The 16,248-nt window shown below is 36.0% G+C and carries 14 protein-coding genes; 3 read left to right on the forward strand and 11 right to left on the reverse strand.

Translation table 11 applies throughout. From position 1 onward, the window contains the following. Positions 1-31: 31 nt before the first annotated feature. The 4 genes from GNP81_RS07250 to murQ all read right to left on the reverse strand — a co-directional run bounded on the left by GNP81_RS07250 (position 32) and on the right by murQ (position 6,448). A complete protein-coding gene (locus GNP81_RS07250) occupies positions 32-1,915 on the reverse strand; it encodes a methyl-accepting chemotaxis protein (protein ID WP_336495425.1) in 1,884 nt (627 codons plus the stop codon). A gap of 14 nt (positions 1,916-1,929) precedes the next feature. After that, on the reverse strand, positions 1,930-3,210 hold the full coding sequence (locus GNP81_RS07255; protein WP_155673518.1) for a winged helix-turn-helix domain-containing protein: 1,281 nt from the start codon (positions 3,208-3,210) through the stop codon (positions 1,930-1,932). A gap of 794 nt (positions 3,211-4,004) precedes the next feature. Further along, a complete protein-coding gene (gene murP, locus GNP81_RS07265) occupies positions 4,005-5,459 on the reverse strand; it encodes a PTS N-acetylmuramic acid transporter subunit IIBC (protein ID WP_011261745.1) in 1,455 nt (484 codons plus the stop codon). Positions 5,460-5,545: 86 nt separating this feature from the next. Further along, positions 5,546-6,448 (reverse strand): N-acetylmuramic acid 6-phosphate etherase, encoded by a 903-nt coding sequence (gene murQ, locus GNP81_RS07270; RefSeq protein ID WP_011261744.1) that lies wholly within the window; start codon positions 6,446-6,448, stop codon positions 5,546-5,548. Positions 6,449-6,708: 260 nt separating this feature from the next. Between murQ and GNP81_RS07275 the strand changes: the two genes are divergently transcribed. Together GNP81_RS07275 and GNP81_RS07280 are read left to right on the forward strand one after the other, a co-directional pair. Then, a complete protein-coding gene (locus GNP81_RS07275; RefSeq protein ID WP_146861493.1) occupies positions 6,709-7,560 on the forward strand; it encodes an SIS domain-containing protein in 852 nt (283 codons plus the stop codon). A gap of 113 nt (positions 7,561-7,673) precedes the next feature. Then, complete coding sequence (locus tag GNP81_RS07280; RefSeq protein ID WP_155673517.1) at positions 7,674-8,657, forward strand: HAD family hydrolase; 984 nt, start codon at positions 7,674-7,676, stop codon at positions 8,655-8,657. 48 nt (positions 8,658-8,705) lie between these two features. On the opposite strand, the gene GNP81_RS07285 is transcribed toward GNP81_RS07280, so the two are convergent. Next, positions 8,706-9,572 carry a LysR family transcriptional regulator gene (locus GNP81_RS07285; protein WP_155673516.1) on the reverse strand — a complete coding sequence of 289 codons (867 nt, stop codon included), beginning with the start codon at positions 9,570-9,572 and terminating at the stop codon, positions 8,706-8,708. 107 nt (positions 9,573-9,679) lie between these two features. On the opposite strand from GNP81_RS07285, the gene GNP81_RS07290 reads away from it, so the two are divergent. Beyond that, the gene (locus GNP81_RS07290) at positions 9,680-9,937 is read left to right on the forward strand and encodes a DUF2798 domain-containing protein (RefSeq protein ID WP_011261740.1); all 258 of its coding nucleotides are present in this window, start codon (positions 9,680-9,682) and stop codon (positions 9,935-9,937) included. A 47-nt stretch (positions 9,938-9,984) separates the two neighbouring features. Here the strand turns inward: GNP81_RS07290 and GNP81_RS07295 are convergent, their stop codons facing one another. The 6 genes from GNP81_RS07295 to GNP81_RS07320 form a co-directional block, all read right to left on the reverse strand. Next, positions 9,985-11,169, reverse strand: a complete 1,185-nt coding sequence (locus tag GNP81_RS07295) for a hypothetical protein (RefSeq protein WP_155673515.1) — start codon at positions 11,167-11,169, stop codon at positions 9,985-9,987. Between the two features lie 38 nt (positions 11,170-11,207). Beyond that, complete coding sequence (locus tag GNP81_RS07300) at positions 11,208-12,113, reverse strand: DnaJ C-terminal domain-containing protein (RefSeq protein WP_155649846.1); 906 nt, start codon at positions 12,111-12,113, stop codon at positions 11,208-11,210. 122 nt (positions 12,114-12,235) lie between these two features. Further along, positions 12,236-12,919, reverse strand: a complete 684-nt coding sequence (locus tag GNP81_RS07305; RefSeq protein ID WP_155673514.1) for an ABC transporter ATP-binding protein — start codon at positions 12,917-12,919, stop codon at positions 12,236-12,238. A gap of 9 nt (positions 12,920-12,928) precedes the next feature. Next, positions 12,929-14,146: an ABC transporter permease gene (locus GNP81_RS07310; protein WP_155673513.1), complete on the reverse strand. Its 1,218-nt coding sequence runs from the start codon at positions 14,144-14,146 to the stop codon at positions 12,929-12,931. Next, positions 14,136-15,365 carry an ABC transporter permease gene (locus tag GNP81_RS07315; protein WP_155673512.1) on the reverse strand — a complete coding sequence of 410 codons (1,230 nt, stop codon included), beginning with the start codon at positions 15,363-15,365 and terminating at the stop codon, positions 14,136-14,138. The genes GNP81_RS07310 and GNP81_RS07315 overlap by 11 nt, the downstream gene beginning before the upstream one ends. Positions 15,366-15,380: 15 nt before the next feature. After that, entirely contained in the window at positions 15,381-16,157 is a 777-nt protein-coding gene (locus GNP81_RS07320; RefSeq protein WP_155673511.1) for an outer membrane lipoprotein-sorting protein, read from the reverse strand. Positions 16,158-16,248 lie beyond the last annotated feature (91 nt).

The raw sequence follows: 16,248 nt of genomic DNA on the forward strand, positions 1-16,248 counted from the left end.
TAGGATGCTGATAACAGCTGTACTATGGCTATTATGATGAAACAACTTTAAAGAAATCTAATTCTGTTTTTTGTGCGACAGCTAATTTCGATACTTCATTCGTAGCTTGTTGTGTCTGATTAATTGCTGATACATTTTGAGTAACTAGATCAAAAGTTCGTATTGTATTTTGAGCAATCTCTTCTGTTACATGAAGTTGTTCTTGTGATGCTGTAGCGACTAACGTACTGATATCCGATATATTATCAACTGAATCTGAAATCTGTGTAAAAGCAGTTTGAACATTTTTAGCCAAGCCCATTGATTCTTTAATGACATCGACATTCAACATGATATTGTCGTTAACTTTTTCTGCTTGTGATTGCAATTTAGTAATAATATTTTGAATATGAAGTGTTGAATCTTGTGTTTTTGCGGCTAGAGTTCGAACTTCATCGGCTACAACAGCAAAACCTCGTCCTGCATCACCCGCTCTTGCCGCTTCAATTGCCGCATTCAACGCAAGTAAATTAGTCTGTTCTGATATAGAGTCTATTACATCAGTAACTTCACTAATATTAAGTGTATCAATTTTTAACTCTGAAATAAGTTTTGCTGTAACTTGTATTGAATTATGTATACCAGTAGTTTTATCAAGCTTATCTTTAATTGCTTTACGACCATTTAGCACACTATTTTTTGTCTTTGCTACTTCATTTTCAGCATAAGTTGCGTTTTTTGTTACTTCTTTTGATGTACTTGACAACTCACTAATTGCGGTTGAAATTTCTTCAATTTGGGCAAGCTCATTTTGAGCGTTTTGAGCTGTTTCTAACATAACGACTGACACTTCTTCTGATGCAGCTGAAACGTTATTTGAGATAGAGTGACTAGTTGTAACAATTTCAGACATTTTGCGAGTTAGTAACGTAACTGAACGATAAATTCCTGTATCTTTATCAGAAGAAGTTAACTGTTGAGATAAATCACCATTAGCAATATTAGATAAAATTTCAGATATTTTAACTGGTTCACCTCCGATTGGTTTGTAAATTAAATAAACAACACCATAATAGATAATAGGCAACATAATTATTAATAGTACAAAAAGAATTAATATGGAATCAAAAAGCATGTTTTTGCTAGCATTATAAATATCATTTTCATACTCATATACCGATATGGTTAAATTGTATTTATCAATTTTAGTATTAGACGCAACAAAATAATCACCTTTATTATTATCAAATAACCTAATATACTTACCGTTAAAACCATCTAAGCCTTTAGCAAGAACATTGATATTTTCACCTATATGTTCTTCATTCTTTGCTGTAATTACATATCCATCATGTATAAAAGTATAAATCTGATTCTTATTTGACAACTTTAACATTGCTTTATTCAGAGTATCTTGTTTTATACCAAATGCGAGTGCAGCAATTATTTCTTTATTATCATTAAAGACAGGGACAGCAAATGCAAATACACTTAGATTATTTGCATCCTTATATACTTTAGTTATGACTTTATCTTCACCAGAAAATATCCTAGCGTACCATTCTCTTCTTGATTCTTTCGCATTTAAATTTGATAAAATCCCCCCAAGACCAAATACTCTACCATCTTTAAACCCTATAAATGCATTTTCTACATTATTAGCTTCAGCCAATAAGTTTAAACTTTTTTCAGTAGCTTCCTCATCAAAACTACCATCATCTTTAAAATAAATAGAAAATGAATTTAAAGATGAAAAATACCCATTTATTTTTTCCTCAAGTGAAGATGCTAATAATTTAGAACGGTCATTAATAGACTCAATCGCTATTTTTTCATTGAAATTATAAAATGCTCTATATCCATTCACTGTTAATAAAGTTGCAACCACAACTACCAATAAAGATGAATAGACTAGAATCTTATTTTTTAAAAGCACCTTTACTCTCCATATTATTTAAATGATTTCATCATTACTTTATAATTTCTAATGCTAATATTTTCATAAATTTTCATATACTTAGCATTAGAAATATCTTTTTCTTTTAATAATTCTTCAGTTTTAGCTTTTAAGAAAAGTCCATATAATGTCTTTTCTTTCAAATCTAACTTACTTAAATATTCTAGTGATTTGTACGGGTCACCAATTGATAACTCATATGCCGCTAGAGCTTCATATGTTTTATCATTATATCTTTCTACCTTTATGTTTTTCAGATCAGAAAGAAAATGGCTATTTAATTTTTCGATTTCCAATTTGAGCACAGGATCTTTATAATATATATCGTATAAATAGAATAACTTCACTATATACTCCATAGAAAATATATATTGATTACCTATATCAACATTACCAGCTAACTCCAATTTTTTAATATTAAACTTATTAAATAAGTCCCCTTTAGGATCTCCTATAGAAGATAAGAACAAATTAAATGCTTCAGATTCATTTGGTAGACCATTATAAAATAATGTTAAATCTTCATGTTCGTAATCAAGTAAAATTCTTTCCTCTAAATTCATCATCAATAATAAAAATTCGGATTTACTTATCTTCCCACTGTAGACTATTTCAAAATAATTCCCTTTTAAATTTTCATCATAAAATATAATCTTTCTTTTCTTGAAATTGATATCTAATACTCTTGAAGATATACTCTCAAAATCATTAGATGAAGAAAAATTTATATTATGATTTACGGAAAAATGCCAATTAATAAAATTTAATAGTCCTTGTTGCTCTGAAGAACTTTTATCGTATTTCACATATACGATATTATTACAATTAATTGTATCACAGCGATTATCTTCAACTTTTTCTAATGAACAATAATAAAGACCGACCATAAATATAGATACCATCAATATGGTAAGAAAAATATTATTTAAATTAACTTTTCTTTTAATTTTTCTAAACCAAGAACCATCTTCCTTAATAGTACGTGATTCATATAAATATCCCTTTTGAGGTATTGTTACTATTGGAGATTCGAGATTGTTATCTTTAAATAATTTTCTTAATTTGAATACGGCTTGGACAACAACTTGATCTGTAACAACACTCTTCCATACTTTTTCTAGAATTTCTTCTTTTGAAAAGACAACCCCTTCATTTCTAATTAAAAAACTTAATAAACTTGACTGTTTCCCCTCTATTAAATGCTTCACTTCATTTATTTTTATACAATTTTGCTCTTCTAAAAAGATCACATTATCATATATTCTTACTTTCATTTTAACAATTCTACACAAACATATTTAATAACCATATTATAGCATTTATGTAACTTTCTCATTTGTCTTTGTATTAAGATATTTAGTACCATCAGTTAAGCTAACCTTCCCTATACCTCTTTCAAAAGCCATCTCTATTACTTTATAAAACCAATATTCATCCTTATTAATTGTGAACGTACAGTGTATATTTACACCTTCCAAATTAAATACATGTGAATCAATTAAATCTGTAAAACTACCAATAGAGTGCGAAATATATGTTTTATTTATTTCCATTTAAATCCAATAATTACAAAGTCTAATTAATAGTAAATGAATAATTAAATCATTCAATTTTAGAAAAATAAGAAATCACAGCCAAATAAATTAATTCTTCTTCTGTAACATTTTTCTTTTTTGACAAAATATTAATTAATTTCAAAATGTCTCCTTTGATATGTAGTTTCATTAAACAACCTTAAATATGGATTTTTTATGATAAATATTCAGTAGTAAACAATTCTCTACAATAAAGATACTTTCTGAATCAAATAAAGTTAAAACAACAATACCAAGATTTTCTTTAAAAAAAACACCAAAAAAAATAAAACGACTAAATTTAATATCACTTATAAATCAATAAAAAATTAAACCATGCATAACAATATGTTAGAACTCAATTTTAGATTTTTTTCAGATAAATTAAAAAACTAAATCAAGAAAAAAGGCCCCACAGTGGTACCTGTGAGGCCTTAGCGTACTTATAGGGGAAAGTACTTTTTATTCGTTAATTTATTCTATGAACTCTTCTCTTAGCTTAAATCAACATTCTTTGTTCCGAAGAACCAAGTTGCAAGAAAGCCAGCTACATATGAGATGACCAAACCTGCTGCAAAGACTAGCATTCCGGCAAAGATACCTGCGTTAGATGTCATAAGAGGTAGAGCAACGATACCTGATGGACCAAATACAGTATTCAAACCTACTGGTAAGCCCATGTATGAAACTAAGCCGATAAAGAAGCCACCTGCTGCACCACCTACACAAGCAGTGATAAATGGTTTCACTCGTGGAAGTGTTACACCGTAAATAAGTGGCTCACCTATGCCTAAAAAGCCTGGGATAATAGAACCTTTTACTTGAGTACGTAGCAATGCGTCTTTATTTGCTTTTGCATACAGAGCCAATGCCGCCCCCACTTGACCTGCACCTGCCATCGCAAGGATTGGGAACAGTGAGTTAAAGCCTTGTGCATCCATTAGAGCAAAGTAAACCGGTACAAAGCCTTGGTGAATACCAAACATTACTGAGATTAAAAACAGACCCGCAAGAATTGCACTACCAATTGGGTTGCCGTTTAAGTTCATGAATAACCATGACATACCTTGGAATAACACACCACCTATCGGCATGATAACCACAAAGGTAACCGCACCCATAATAAGTAACGTCACAACCGAAGTTAAAATCATATCTAGGTTATCAGGCATGTATTGGCGAACTTTCTTCTCAACGCCAGCACCTATAATAGCGGCAATCAATACACCAATAATGTTACCTCTTGGATCAATACCATGACCAAAGAAGTCCGTCATACCAGAATAAATACCAGAGGTTGCATCAGGGTTATAACCAAGTACAAACAATGACGCTAGGATTGCACCATTTACACCTGAACCACCAAATGCTTGTTGTGCATTGTAGCCAATTAAAATACTTAAGAAGCTGAATAAGCCTTTACTAAAGACTTTCATATAAAGAATTAAATCCACCAGATTCGCATTTGGTGACTCATTACCTATGATATAAATTTGATCAAGTAAGGTTGCGAAACCAAGTAACAGACCAGCAGCAATGAACCCCGGAATTAATGGAGTAAAAATGGTAGCAAACTTGCTCAAAAAACGTTGTGCTGCGCTGGTTTGTTTTTTCTTTAACTTCTGTTTATGTTCTGATGCAACGTCTTTTAAATCTCGACTTTCGGCCGTTGTTGAAGCTGAGTTATCTTCCTCTCCTTCCATCATTTCATTCATCATCTCAGCTGCCGTTTGTGCTTTACCCGGACCTAATACGATTTGAAATTGATCATCACTCTCAACAAGTCCCATCACACCTGCAATACGTTTGATAGTGTCTCTATCTGCTAAATTATCATCATGAAGGGTAAGGCGCAGACGTGTCATACAGTTTCCACACTTAATGACATTTGATTTGCCACCAATTGCGGTCAGTATCTCTTGAATCATGGAAGTGGTTATTTTAGCCATCTTCTGTTCCTTTTTAATTTGTTCGTTGAGGTACCAACCTAGATAAAATTTGCTTCATCCAGATTGGTATAAGGCCTTGTTACCAATTACTGGTCTGAAAGTGCATTTCGAATAAAGCCATTATGTTGTGCTAATTTTGCTTTCGCACTTTGTGCATCTAACCCTGACAAGACCATTAAAATGGCTGTTTTACAATGATTATCACATTGAGATAATGCTTCTGAAGCTTCGACTTCTGAGCAACCTGTTGCTTCAATCACAATATTTTTTTGTCGTTGAACTAATTTTGCATTGGTTGCTTCTACGTCAACCATTAAGTTTCCAAATACTTTACCAGTGCGGATCATCGCCCCTGTTGTTAGCATATTCAGTACTAATTTTTGTGCTGTGCCCGCCTTCATTCGAGAAGAGCCTGTAACCACTTCAGGGCCTACAACAGGTGTCATGTTAATATCTGCAAGCTCTGTCATTGGGCTATTTGGATTACAGCTTAGTGTCGCAACCGTTGCACCTACTGATTTCGCATATTCCATCGCACCAAGTACATAAGGTGTTCGGCCACTTGCCGCAATACCAACTAAAACGTCTTTCTCATTAAGACCGAGATCTTGTAGATCCGATGCGCCTAGTTCACGGTTGTCTTCAGCATTCTCAACCGCTTTTAAAATCGCTTTGTGTCCACCAGCAATTAAGCCAACAACTAAATCAGGGTTTGAACCATACGTTGGAGGACATTCACTCGCATCCAAAATACCTAAGCGCCCCGAAGTACCTGCACCGGTATAAATCAAACGACCGCCAGATTGAAAAGCAACGGCAATAGCATCAACAACATCCGCAATTTGAGGAAGAATCGCTTCAACAGCTAATGCGACTTTTTGATCTTCTTGGTTAATAACAGTTAGCATTTCTACCGTTGATAACACATCGATATTTTCACTCGCTTTGTTACGGCTCTCTGTTACTAATGTTGTTAAATCGATTTTCATAATCTGTACTCTTTAAAAGTTAAATGCTTAATTTTGATGCTTGCTATCATAAAGAATAAAAAATTCCATAAAGTGACCAAAATCACAACAAAAGTTATTCTAAACTCTCAAAATAGATGGAATAAATACATTTTAAAATTAAGTAAAAACAGTTCAACAAACGGTACAAATCATTTATATACAATAAGTTACAAGAAGATAAAAACAAAAGAATAATATAAGAAAATTTGGAATAATTAATTCAATAAAAATGAGATGGAATGAATATTTTAGAAAAGATACAGAACCAAAGAAGCAATTTATCCTCAAATGGGATTAAAATTTTGGACTTTATTCTTGATGATCCTGCGTCAATCAGCTCCTATTCGAGCCAAGCCCTTGCCGCTAAAGTTGGCGTATCGCAATCGAGTATTGTGAAACTTACCCAACGGCTCGGGTTTAAAGGATTTACGGCATTCAAGTTAGCGATTATTGAAGATCTTGGTCGAAAACAAGCCATCCTCGAACCTGAGCGCCCTATCCATAACAAGATCAATAGTGACGACTCCTCTCTAACTATTGCTCAGAAGTTAGTACAAGAAAAAACTCACGCACTGATTGCTACAACAAACGCGATTAACTTCTCTGAATTTGAACTCATCACAACTCTGCTTAACCAAGCGCAACGTATTCAAATTGTGGGTATTGGAGGATCCGCATTAACGGCTAAAGATCTTGCTTTCAAATTACTGAAAATTGGTATGACAGCACTGACAGAGCAAGATAGCCATGTTCAAATTGCAACGGCAAATACTTTAACGAAACAAGATGTTCAAATCGTTATCTCATATTCTGGTAGCCGAAAAGAGATCCTAATGGCTGCACAAACAGCAATGGATAAAGGAGCAGCGGTGATTGCGTTAACAAGTACAAAGAAAAGCCCTCTACGTAAGTTGGCTAACTTTTGTATTGATACTATTGCAGATGAAAGACAATTTCGTAGTTCATCCATCTCATCAAGAACCGCTCAGAATGTCATCACGGATTTACTCTTCATGACGTTGTTACAAATAAAAAGTGATAAAGCTAAGCTGTTGATTGATGAAATCTCGTCTACTATGAATAGGATCTAATATAACTAACAGTCAATATAAGCTGTTATACCACTTATAACCTTTTTTCATGACATTTATTGCTAGACTTTATAAATGTATTCAAACGATACAAACATTAGGTGAATAATAATATGAATAAGAAAAATATCTGTGCCCTAGCAGTCTTATCTGGCTTATCCTTTTCAGCGATGGCTTTAGATTGTGACCCAAATCTACTACCTTCATGGCAAGACGGAGCGAGTAAAACAGCCATTGTAAACTACGTAGATCAATCTACGGATGCCTCAAAAAAGACCTTTATTCCTGAACAAGACCGTATTGCTGTCTTCGATAATGATGGAACATTATGGTCAGAAAAACCTTACTATTTTCAGCTAGCATTTGCGCTGGACCAAATAAAGAACATGGCAAAAGAGCACCCTGAATGGAAAACACAAGAACCATTTAAATCTGTTCTAAATAACGACATCAAAAGCGTGTTTGCTGGTGGTGAAAAGGCCCTACTCGACATAGTTACGGCAACTCACAGTGGCATGACCGTTGAAGAATACCAACAAACTGTCGCACAATGGTTAGAAGTAGCAAAAGACCCACATTTTAATAAAGCCTATACTGAGCTTACTTATAAACCAATGCGTGAAATGGTCACTTACCTACAAGATCATGACTTTAAAGTTTATATCGTTTCTGGCGGTGGCGTTGATTTCATGCGTACATGGGCACCAGAAGTGTATGGTATTCCTGAAGAGCAAATCATTGGCAGCGCATTAAAATACAAATACGATTACAACAACGGCAATCCAACAGTCACTAAACTAGGTGAAATCCTGACCATTGATGACAAAGCAGGTAAGGTTGAAAATATTCAACATATCATTGGTAAAAAACCAGTATTAGCCATTGGTAACTCAGATGGTGACCATGCGATGATGCAATGGGCAACTAGCCAGCCAAATTCAATGGCAATGATCGTTCATCACACTGACGAGGATCGTGAGTGGAAATACGATCGTAAATCAAGTGTTGGCCATTTAGATAAAGCAATGGATGAAGCTAACCAGCGTGATAACTGGCACTTAATCGATATGAAGAATGAGTGGTGTACCGTTTACTAACGCTTTCATATTTCAATAATAAAGTCCAAGTGTTAACGCACTTGGATTTTATCGTTCCATCGCGCTAATAATCCGCTCTACTAGAATCGTTAATGCTTTAGGTTGATATTTTCGTTGTTTATATACTAAATACGATTGCCTTGGTGGAAACGAATAATCAGGAAAAATCTCAACTAAATCCATATTAGAAGTAACAAGATGCACTGGTAACCGAGCAGCCCCTAGTCCTTTGATTGCAGCATGAAGAACTTGGTCAAGATCATTCACCTCTAATCTAGGGCGGACATGTATTTCCTTTAAAGTTTGCTTTTCATCGGTATAAGTTAGGTTTTTCTGATCATTCAATCGAATCCAATCCAACTCTTCAATATTCTTTGTTTGATTATTTTCCCAATAAGATTTCGTCACAAATACACCATGCTTTGCTAAAAACAGAGGGCGAGCTATCATTCCATCGGCTCTGCTAATATCAAAAGTCAGTACCAAATCTCGATCTGTGGCTGGCAGTGTATCTTCTGCACATAGATTGATTTCAATTTGCGTCTTTGGGTATTCCAATAAAAAATCCACGATCAAATCACGAACGTAATGATGATAGAATCGATATGGTAAAGATAAACGGATCATCCCTGTCACTTCATCAATGTGCTCATTAAGTTGATGACAGTTACTTTCTAGGTCTGAAAACTGACTCTCAAGCAATTGATAATAGTGTTTCCCTGTTTCTGTTGGTACGAGTTCTCGTCCCCTTTTCTCTAATAAGCGAACGCCTAACTTCTCTTCCATAGATGAAATCCTGCGTGAAACCGTTGAAACAGGCACTTTCAGCTCTTTCGCTGCACTTTGTTGTGACCCAAGTTGAGCCACTTTACAGAAGAGAAACAAATCATCAATACTTCCAAATATGGAATTCATACTTCTAGTTCTCATTATTTTCTATCATTAATGAAACTAATATACTCACTCTTATTAAATTTACCAATATAACTAACCGTTAATTTATTAAAGATAAGAGAGAAAAGATGAGTAGAAAACAATTTTGGGTGTCCGCCTTACTTTCGTCAGTTACCATGGCACTATTAATGTCTGGTTCTATGTCGGCAATTAGAATGGGAGGGTTCAGTGTTGAGTGGGTATCAGCATGGATGAATGGCTTTACCATTGCTTGGCCTGTAGCAATTACTGCCAATCTTACCATTCTTCCTAAAATTAGAGAGTTTGCAGCATGGTTATGTCGTGATAAAGCAAAAAGCAACCTAGACTTATACCAGTCACAGTAATTAATCAGAAGTAGCGAAAGAAAAAGGTTTGAGAGCAAGTGATTATATTAAAAACTCCACTTCACTTGCGCATACAGTAAGGTACTTGGGTTTTCACCAAATACACTATCATTCATACCATCAAAATATTGCACAACCCCAATAAGCTGCCAGTTATCGGATAACGAATAAGTTTGGTTTAATCCTATAAAATAAGAACCGTCATCATAATAACTTCCCATGATGTTCATGCGTGATAAAGAAGAGATATCAAAACCTAAGCTTGAATACCAAGTCCAGTGGGTAAAACTGAGAGTTCGTGCTGTTAATGGGAGATTAAAATAACTCATTGCACTATCTACATCTTGTGGCTCAGATATATGCATAACAGAGCCTTGTAGCACCCAATTATTCACACTGTTAAATCGATAATCCATTTCAAGGCTTGATACACTGGATGCAACAAGATCTTGGTTGTCATAACGACTCTGAGTGGGTTCAAACCAACTGAATTCGCCTCTCAACCCTGCTCCATAAATATCCCCAGCAAAACCGGCACCAAGCACATAATCAAGGTGAGATTTACCTAATAGAACTTGCATATCCCACCCTTGTTTATTAAAAAGGTATCGTGTTGCATAGCTATCAAGTTCACTGTTTGAATTAGGGTTAAACACCATATCAATTGAGCTAGCAAAACCAAGTTTTTTACTTACCATTATGGCATCCGTTCCTGGACGCTCTTCATAATCAAAATCATAAATGGAATAAGAATTGAAAATGTCATTCGGATTCCAAACCGTCGTCATTCCCCAGTTGATACGGAATCGTCCAACTCTTGCTTGCCAATCATTTTTATTCCAGTTGATATAAGCACGATCAAACTGCGAGTTTCCCACAACGCCCTTTTTATCCAGCCAGTTTTTCGATAAATCAACGTAACCAGGATCATAAGAGATGTACTCTCCATAATTTGGGTATTCAGCCGTATCACCGAACATAAGACGATTACGCATACCAAGATTCACACGTAAATGATCCGAAAAACGATATTCAAAATTAAAACGCTGATGAATTAAATTATCAAAGGTAGATGGATATGAGGAGGTGTTAGGAATGGTATTGGTTGCCATGTACTTTACATAGCCATTTAAATCCCATTTTTTCTCTGGTGCAAGACCCGGAATTTCTGCTTGTATTTCATAACTAGCAAACAACAAAAAAGGCATGAATAATCCGACTTTTCTCATCATATATTCACGCCTCCTTTCTCGTTAAATATTTCCGCTAGTTATGCGATTTCTTTAAACTTCATGAGCAATGTTTTCTGCTCTTCGGTTAAATTTGTTGGTGTTGCTACGGTAATTTCAACTAATAAATCACCCGTTACACCTTTACGGCTTTTCACACCTTTTTCTTTCATGCGGAATTTACGACCGTTTTGTGTTCCTGCTGGTACTTTCAGTTTAAAACGACTCTCTAAAGTCTGAATTTCAACTTCACCACCTAAAGCTGCAGTAACAAAATCCGTTGTCACAGGACAAATTAAATCATTTCCATCACGTTTTAATGTTGCGTGTGGTCGAGTATTAATTTGGATCAGTAGATCCCCAGCAGGACCACCATTAATACCGGATTCACCTTTACCCGCAAAACGGATCTTTTCACCGTCTTCAATACCTGCTGGTACTTTTACATTGATCTTTTTATTTACGCCATTCACTGGCAGCTCAATGATTTGCTCACAACCTTTAATTGCATCAGCAAAATCAACAGTCAGGTTAAACTGACGATCTTGTCCTTTTTGTGCTCGTGGTTGACGGTGTTGAGAGAACATATCCTCAAATCCACCACTGCCAAAACCGCCACGCGAACGGCCACCAAAGGCACTACCAAAAATATCTTCAAATCCACCAAAACCTTGGCTCTGACCGCCTCCAAAACCACCACCGAAGCCGCCGTTACCGCCATTTTGGAATGCTGCATGACCAAAGTCATCATACTGACCACGCTTATCTGGATCAGTTAATACTTCGTATGCTTCTTTAATTTCTTTAAACTTATCAGCGGCTTGTGCATCACCTTGATTTTTATCTGGGTGGTATTTCATCGCAAGACGTTTATATGCTTTTTTAATCTCTTTTTCTGTGCTGCTTTTAGAAACACCAAGGACTTCATAATAATCACGTTTAGACATGACTTAACCTCGTCAATGAATAGAATCAGACGTAAGAACAAACTCTTACGTCTTTCTTTAATAAAAACTAATCATTGGAGTTTATGTACTATCAGATTTAGGTCAAGATCTATCTCACATTATTATTGTTGTTTATCTTCTTTTAATTGGCCATCTTCAAACACGATGATTCTTTTGGCCCTTTCAAATACGCGAGAATCATGAGTAGAAAAAATAAACGTTGTATTCTCTTCTTGGTTTAGCGCTTCCATAATATCTAACAGCTCTGCGGTGCTCTTTGCATCTAAATTTGCCGTTGGTTCATCTGCCATAATAAAACGAGGTCGTGGAGCTAATGCTCTGGCCACCGCTACTCGTTGTTGTTGGCCGCCAGATAATTGAGCTGGTCGCTTGTGCTGTTGATCTTCTAGTCCAACTCGCTTTAATAATTGCTGTGCTCGTAATTTACATTCAGACTCTTCGTGACCCTGTAACAGCATAACAAACTCAACATTCTCTAAAGCGGTTAAAACAGGTAATAAGCTGTAGTCTTGAAAGATAAAGCCTATGTTGTCTCGTCGAAACTCAATCAGCTGCTTTTCATCCATTTCGGTTAATTCATGATTATCAATACTCACTTTTCCTGACGTTACGGCATCAATACCGCCAAGCATATTAAGTAAGGTGGTTTTTCCTGAACCTGATGGACCAATAACAGCAACAAACTCCCCCTGCTCAATAGTAAGATCAAGATGATCAACGGCGTGCACTGGAAACTCTGTATCTTGATTGTATGTTTTGCATAATTGCTTAATTTGAATTGTCATACACTCACCTTATTGCTTTTCTGCCATTGCTTGAACAGGATTCTTTTTAATGATCTGGTGCGCTGGATATAACCCCGCACACACGCTAACAAAGAAGACCATAATGAATACCACTGCGTATTGATGCCATGAAATACTAGGATAAAGTACCGAATCAATACCAAATGCATTAAGGCCTTGTGCCATGGACTCTAGTGGAATACCAGTATGCTTGAACACCGCTATGCATAATATAGACAGCAGTACTCCTATCCCTCCTCCTAATAACCCTAGGAATCCAGACTCCAAAATAATTAGATAACGAATCCGATCTTTCTTCATGCCAACGGCCATCAGAACACCAAACTCTCGAGTGCGCTCAAACACGGACATCAATAAAATATTAATGATCCCAAAGCCCATTGCGACAATAAAAATGACTAAGATAACTTGATTTCCAGCGTTCATCGAACTCATCATCGTTGACAAAATAGGCTGTAATTGCAGCCAATCTTGCACACTATTATCTGAATTTATGTTTGCTATTAATTGATGTCTAAACGCCTCTACTTTTGTATTGTCATTTAATAAAATCGCTATTTCATGATCTTGAAATACTTTTCCGACTTTCTGTAAATCTGCTTTACGAACGTAGGTGTTGGCATCATCAAACGTGCTCGACGATGTTTTAAATATGCCACTGACTCTAAACGCAGCTCCGGTAACTTCGCCTGTCGTATCACTAAAAGTAAGCACGACTTTAGAACCCACGCGCAGTTTTAATCGCTCTGCGGTTTTTTGTGATACTAAAATGGGATTTCGACCTGTTTCACTTAACCATTCACCATCAATGATATGCGTCGATAACGGGGTTATTTTTTTCTCCATTTGAAGATTGATACCATTTATCTTTATGCCTCTGGTACTTCGTGCTGACGCTATCATGCCATTGACTAAAGTACGACTTGACCATGCTTTCACTTCTGAGGAGTCATTTAATAGCTGCGTGATTTCCTTTTCTTCATCAATAACAAGATTGATATCCGGATTTAACGCATAATTCTTTTGATGAATTTGAATATGGCTGGTCTGCCACTGAATGGTATTTTTCACCATATTATCAATAAAGCCAGACATGAAACCCATCATTAAAATCACGCCTACGACACCGAAGATCATAGCGCCTAACATAATTGAGGTTCTCATTTTATTGCGCCACACATTACGCCACGCTAATTTAAGTAGCATGCGAACCTCCTTTTAATGCAGTAACAATATCGAGGTGATAAACACGCCATAATGGATATATTAGGCATAAAAGAAGTAAGCCTGTAACAATCAACATTTGGTTTATAAAAAGCCGCCCACTGATTAATACTGGAATAACAGGATCGTACCCCATTTCAAGCATCGCTTTAGCGGTGTCACCCGTTAATGTAATTGGATTGATATAGAGATAACCAAGTACCGGAATAGCGATAACTAAGCCTAAAAGAATACCTAATAAGCCAATAAAGAAAGATTCAATCACTAACAGTTTTAATAATCGAAACCGAACCATTCCCGTCGCTAACATCACACCAAATTCACGTTGTCTTTCAAGAGTCATCATTAATAATGTGGCGAACAAACCAAAACCCACAATGCCATATAAGATGTACATCATGATGATACCGCTCACTCTATCGATTTGAATTTGCTGCTCCATTTCAGGGCTGAGATCATTCCATGGACGTACAGACACTGCTTGCCCATATCCTTTTTGTAATTGCTCAACCGTTTGTGGTAGCAAAGAAAAATCACGTGTATGTAATACCCATGACGTTACTTGATTCTCGGTACTAAAGAGCTGCACCGCTTCTTGAATCGGAAGGTAGATTAATTGGTTATTTAGATCTGGCATCGGAAAGTGAACAATGCCTTTTATTACGTATAAGCCTGCTGCAGTCTGCCCTCGATAACCTTGCCCATAGAGAACAATGTCATCCCCTACATTTAACTGAAAATATCTTGCCAGTCCTTCTGATAACAATACCGATTTATCCGTTGCGGTAAAATAAGCTCCTTGCACCACTTTATCAGCCAAAGATGAATAGGTATTTTCAGGTTGAGGATCGACACCAACAACCAATACACCTTTGGACTTATCTTTTGCTGCCGCAAGTGAAAACGTTTCAATTCGAGGTAAGGTAAATTGGATATTAAGTTGTTGCTTAGTGGGAGCGATGAAGTCGTCACTCATTGGCAACAAATCATCAATACTTTGCGTTTCTTTGAATTCGGGATTTTGCAGTTGAATAAGCCCAGTTGATAAACGTGCGGCATTCTCGATATTTGCTGTATAGCTCCCTTCTTGAATGCTACGCATCAACAACGAAAGTAATAAGGCCAAGGCTAATGCAGAGGCCGTTAATATCGTTCTTCTTTTCTGTCGCCATAGGTTTCGCCAAGCTAATTTAATAAGCATATTCAGCACCTATAGTTAGTATCGTAATGCCTTCATTTGCATTTGAGAGAAGAATTCATCATTGATTAAGAAGTTAAATTGCGCTTTATGGGTGATCATTTCAGTTTTATTTTCAGGCTTATCAGCAGGGATCATGACCATTCTTGTTGCTATCATTCGATTGCCCATTTCTTGAATATCGTAAGTCGTCATCGTATTTACTAGCTCATCAAACTCATCATAAGACTCAACCTTACGTTGAATAAACGTTTTTTGAGATATCCAAAGACGAACTTTACTCCATACTACTGGTGCATCTGGTTTTGCGATGGCGTCAATTACCCATGTTTTATCACCATCAATGGTCTCTTCTTTTACAAACTTATGATCATAATCCACGACGATCGAAGACTGGTTAATCAAGTCATCATTGGTGAAATCTGATCCCATCCAAGATTGCCCAAGCATCGATGGGGCTATTTTAATCACTCGTTCAATGCTAGGTATCCAGCTCCACATCTCTTTATCACGCTTAAGAGAAGCATTCCCTTTATCTTTGGCCGGGCCTGTGATTAATACTAAAGAAAGGTTTTGCTCTTTCGTCCAACTCTTCATACTCATACTACGAGTCCAATCGGGACGAATTATATTCATCGTAATTTCTGAATAACTCGATTTACCACGCATTTGTTCGTCAGACTTTGTTACTACTTTATCCGCCGACATTGGTTCTGCTGCGAACACATGCCCAACCACACCAATAAAAGCAAAAAAAAGTACGATTTTTATAATTAATTTAATTTTCTTTTTCATAATACACCCCAGCCATGATGCCTCGTTTATGAAACAATTTTAAATTAATTTAAGTGGTTAATTCGTGAGCTGTTAGACGAATCAGAGCTAA

Origin of the sequence: Aliivibrio fischeri (assembly GCF_009727955.1) — a bacterium.
GTDB lineage: Bacteria > Pseudomonadota > Gammaproteobacteria > Enterobacterales > Vibrionaceae > Aliivibrio > Aliivibrio fischeri_A.

Excerpts from the sequence above, each read along its gene's own strand:
- GNP81_RS07255 (WP_155673518.1), bottom strand. The coding sequence starts at position 3,210 with ATGAAAGTAAGAATATATGATAATGTGATCTTTTTAGAAGAGCAAAAT.
- murP (WP_011261745.1), bottom strand. The coding sequence starts at position 5,459 with ATGGCTAAAATAACCACTTCCATGATTCAAGAGATACTGACCGCAATT.
- murQ (WP_011261744.1), bottom strand. The coding sequence starts at position 6,448 with ATGAAAATCGATTTAACAACATTAGTAACAGAGAGCCGTAACAAAGCG.
- GNP81_RS07275 (WP_146861493.1), top strand. The coding sequence starts at position 6,709 with ATGAATATTTTAGAAAAGATACAGAACCAAAGAAGCAATTTATCCTCA.
- GNP81_RS07280 (WP_155673517.1), top strand. The coding sequence starts at position 7,674 with ATGAATAAGAAAAATATCTGTGCCCTAGCAGTCTTATCTGGCTTATCC.
- GNP81_RS07285 (WP_155673516.1), bottom strand. The coding sequence starts at position 9,572 with ATGAATTCCATATTTGGAAGTATTGATGATTTGTTTCTCTTCTGTAAA.
- GNP81_RS07290 (WP_011261740.1), top strand. The coding sequence starts at position 9,680 with ATGAGTAGAAAACAATTTTGGGTGTCCGCCTTACTTTCGTCAGTTACC.
- GNP81_RS07295 (WP_155673515.1), bottom strand. The coding sequence starts at position 11,169 with ATGATGAGAAAAGTCGGATTATTCATGCCTTTTTTGTTGTTTGCTAGT.
- GNP81_RS07300 (WP_155649846.1), bottom strand. The coding sequence starts at position 12,113 with ATGTCTAAACGTGATTATTATGAAGTCCTTGGTGTTTCTAAAAGCAGC.
- GNP81_RS07305 (WP_155673514.1), bottom strand. The coding sequence starts at position 12,919 with ATGACAATTCAAATTAAGCAATTATGCAAAACATACAATCAAGATACA.
- GNP81_RS07310 (WP_155673513.1), bottom strand. The coding sequence starts at position 14,146 with ATGCTACTTAAATTAGCGTGGCGTAATGTGTGGCGCAATAAAATGAGA.
- GNP81_RS07315 (WP_155673512.1), bottom strand. The coding sequence starts at position 15,365 with ATGCTTATTAAATTAGCTTGGCGAAACCTATGGCGACAGAAAAGAAGA.
- GNP81_RS07320 (WP_155673511.1), bottom strand. The coding sequence starts at position 16,157 with ATGAAAAAGAAAATTAAATTAATTATAAAAATCGTACTTTTTTTTGCT.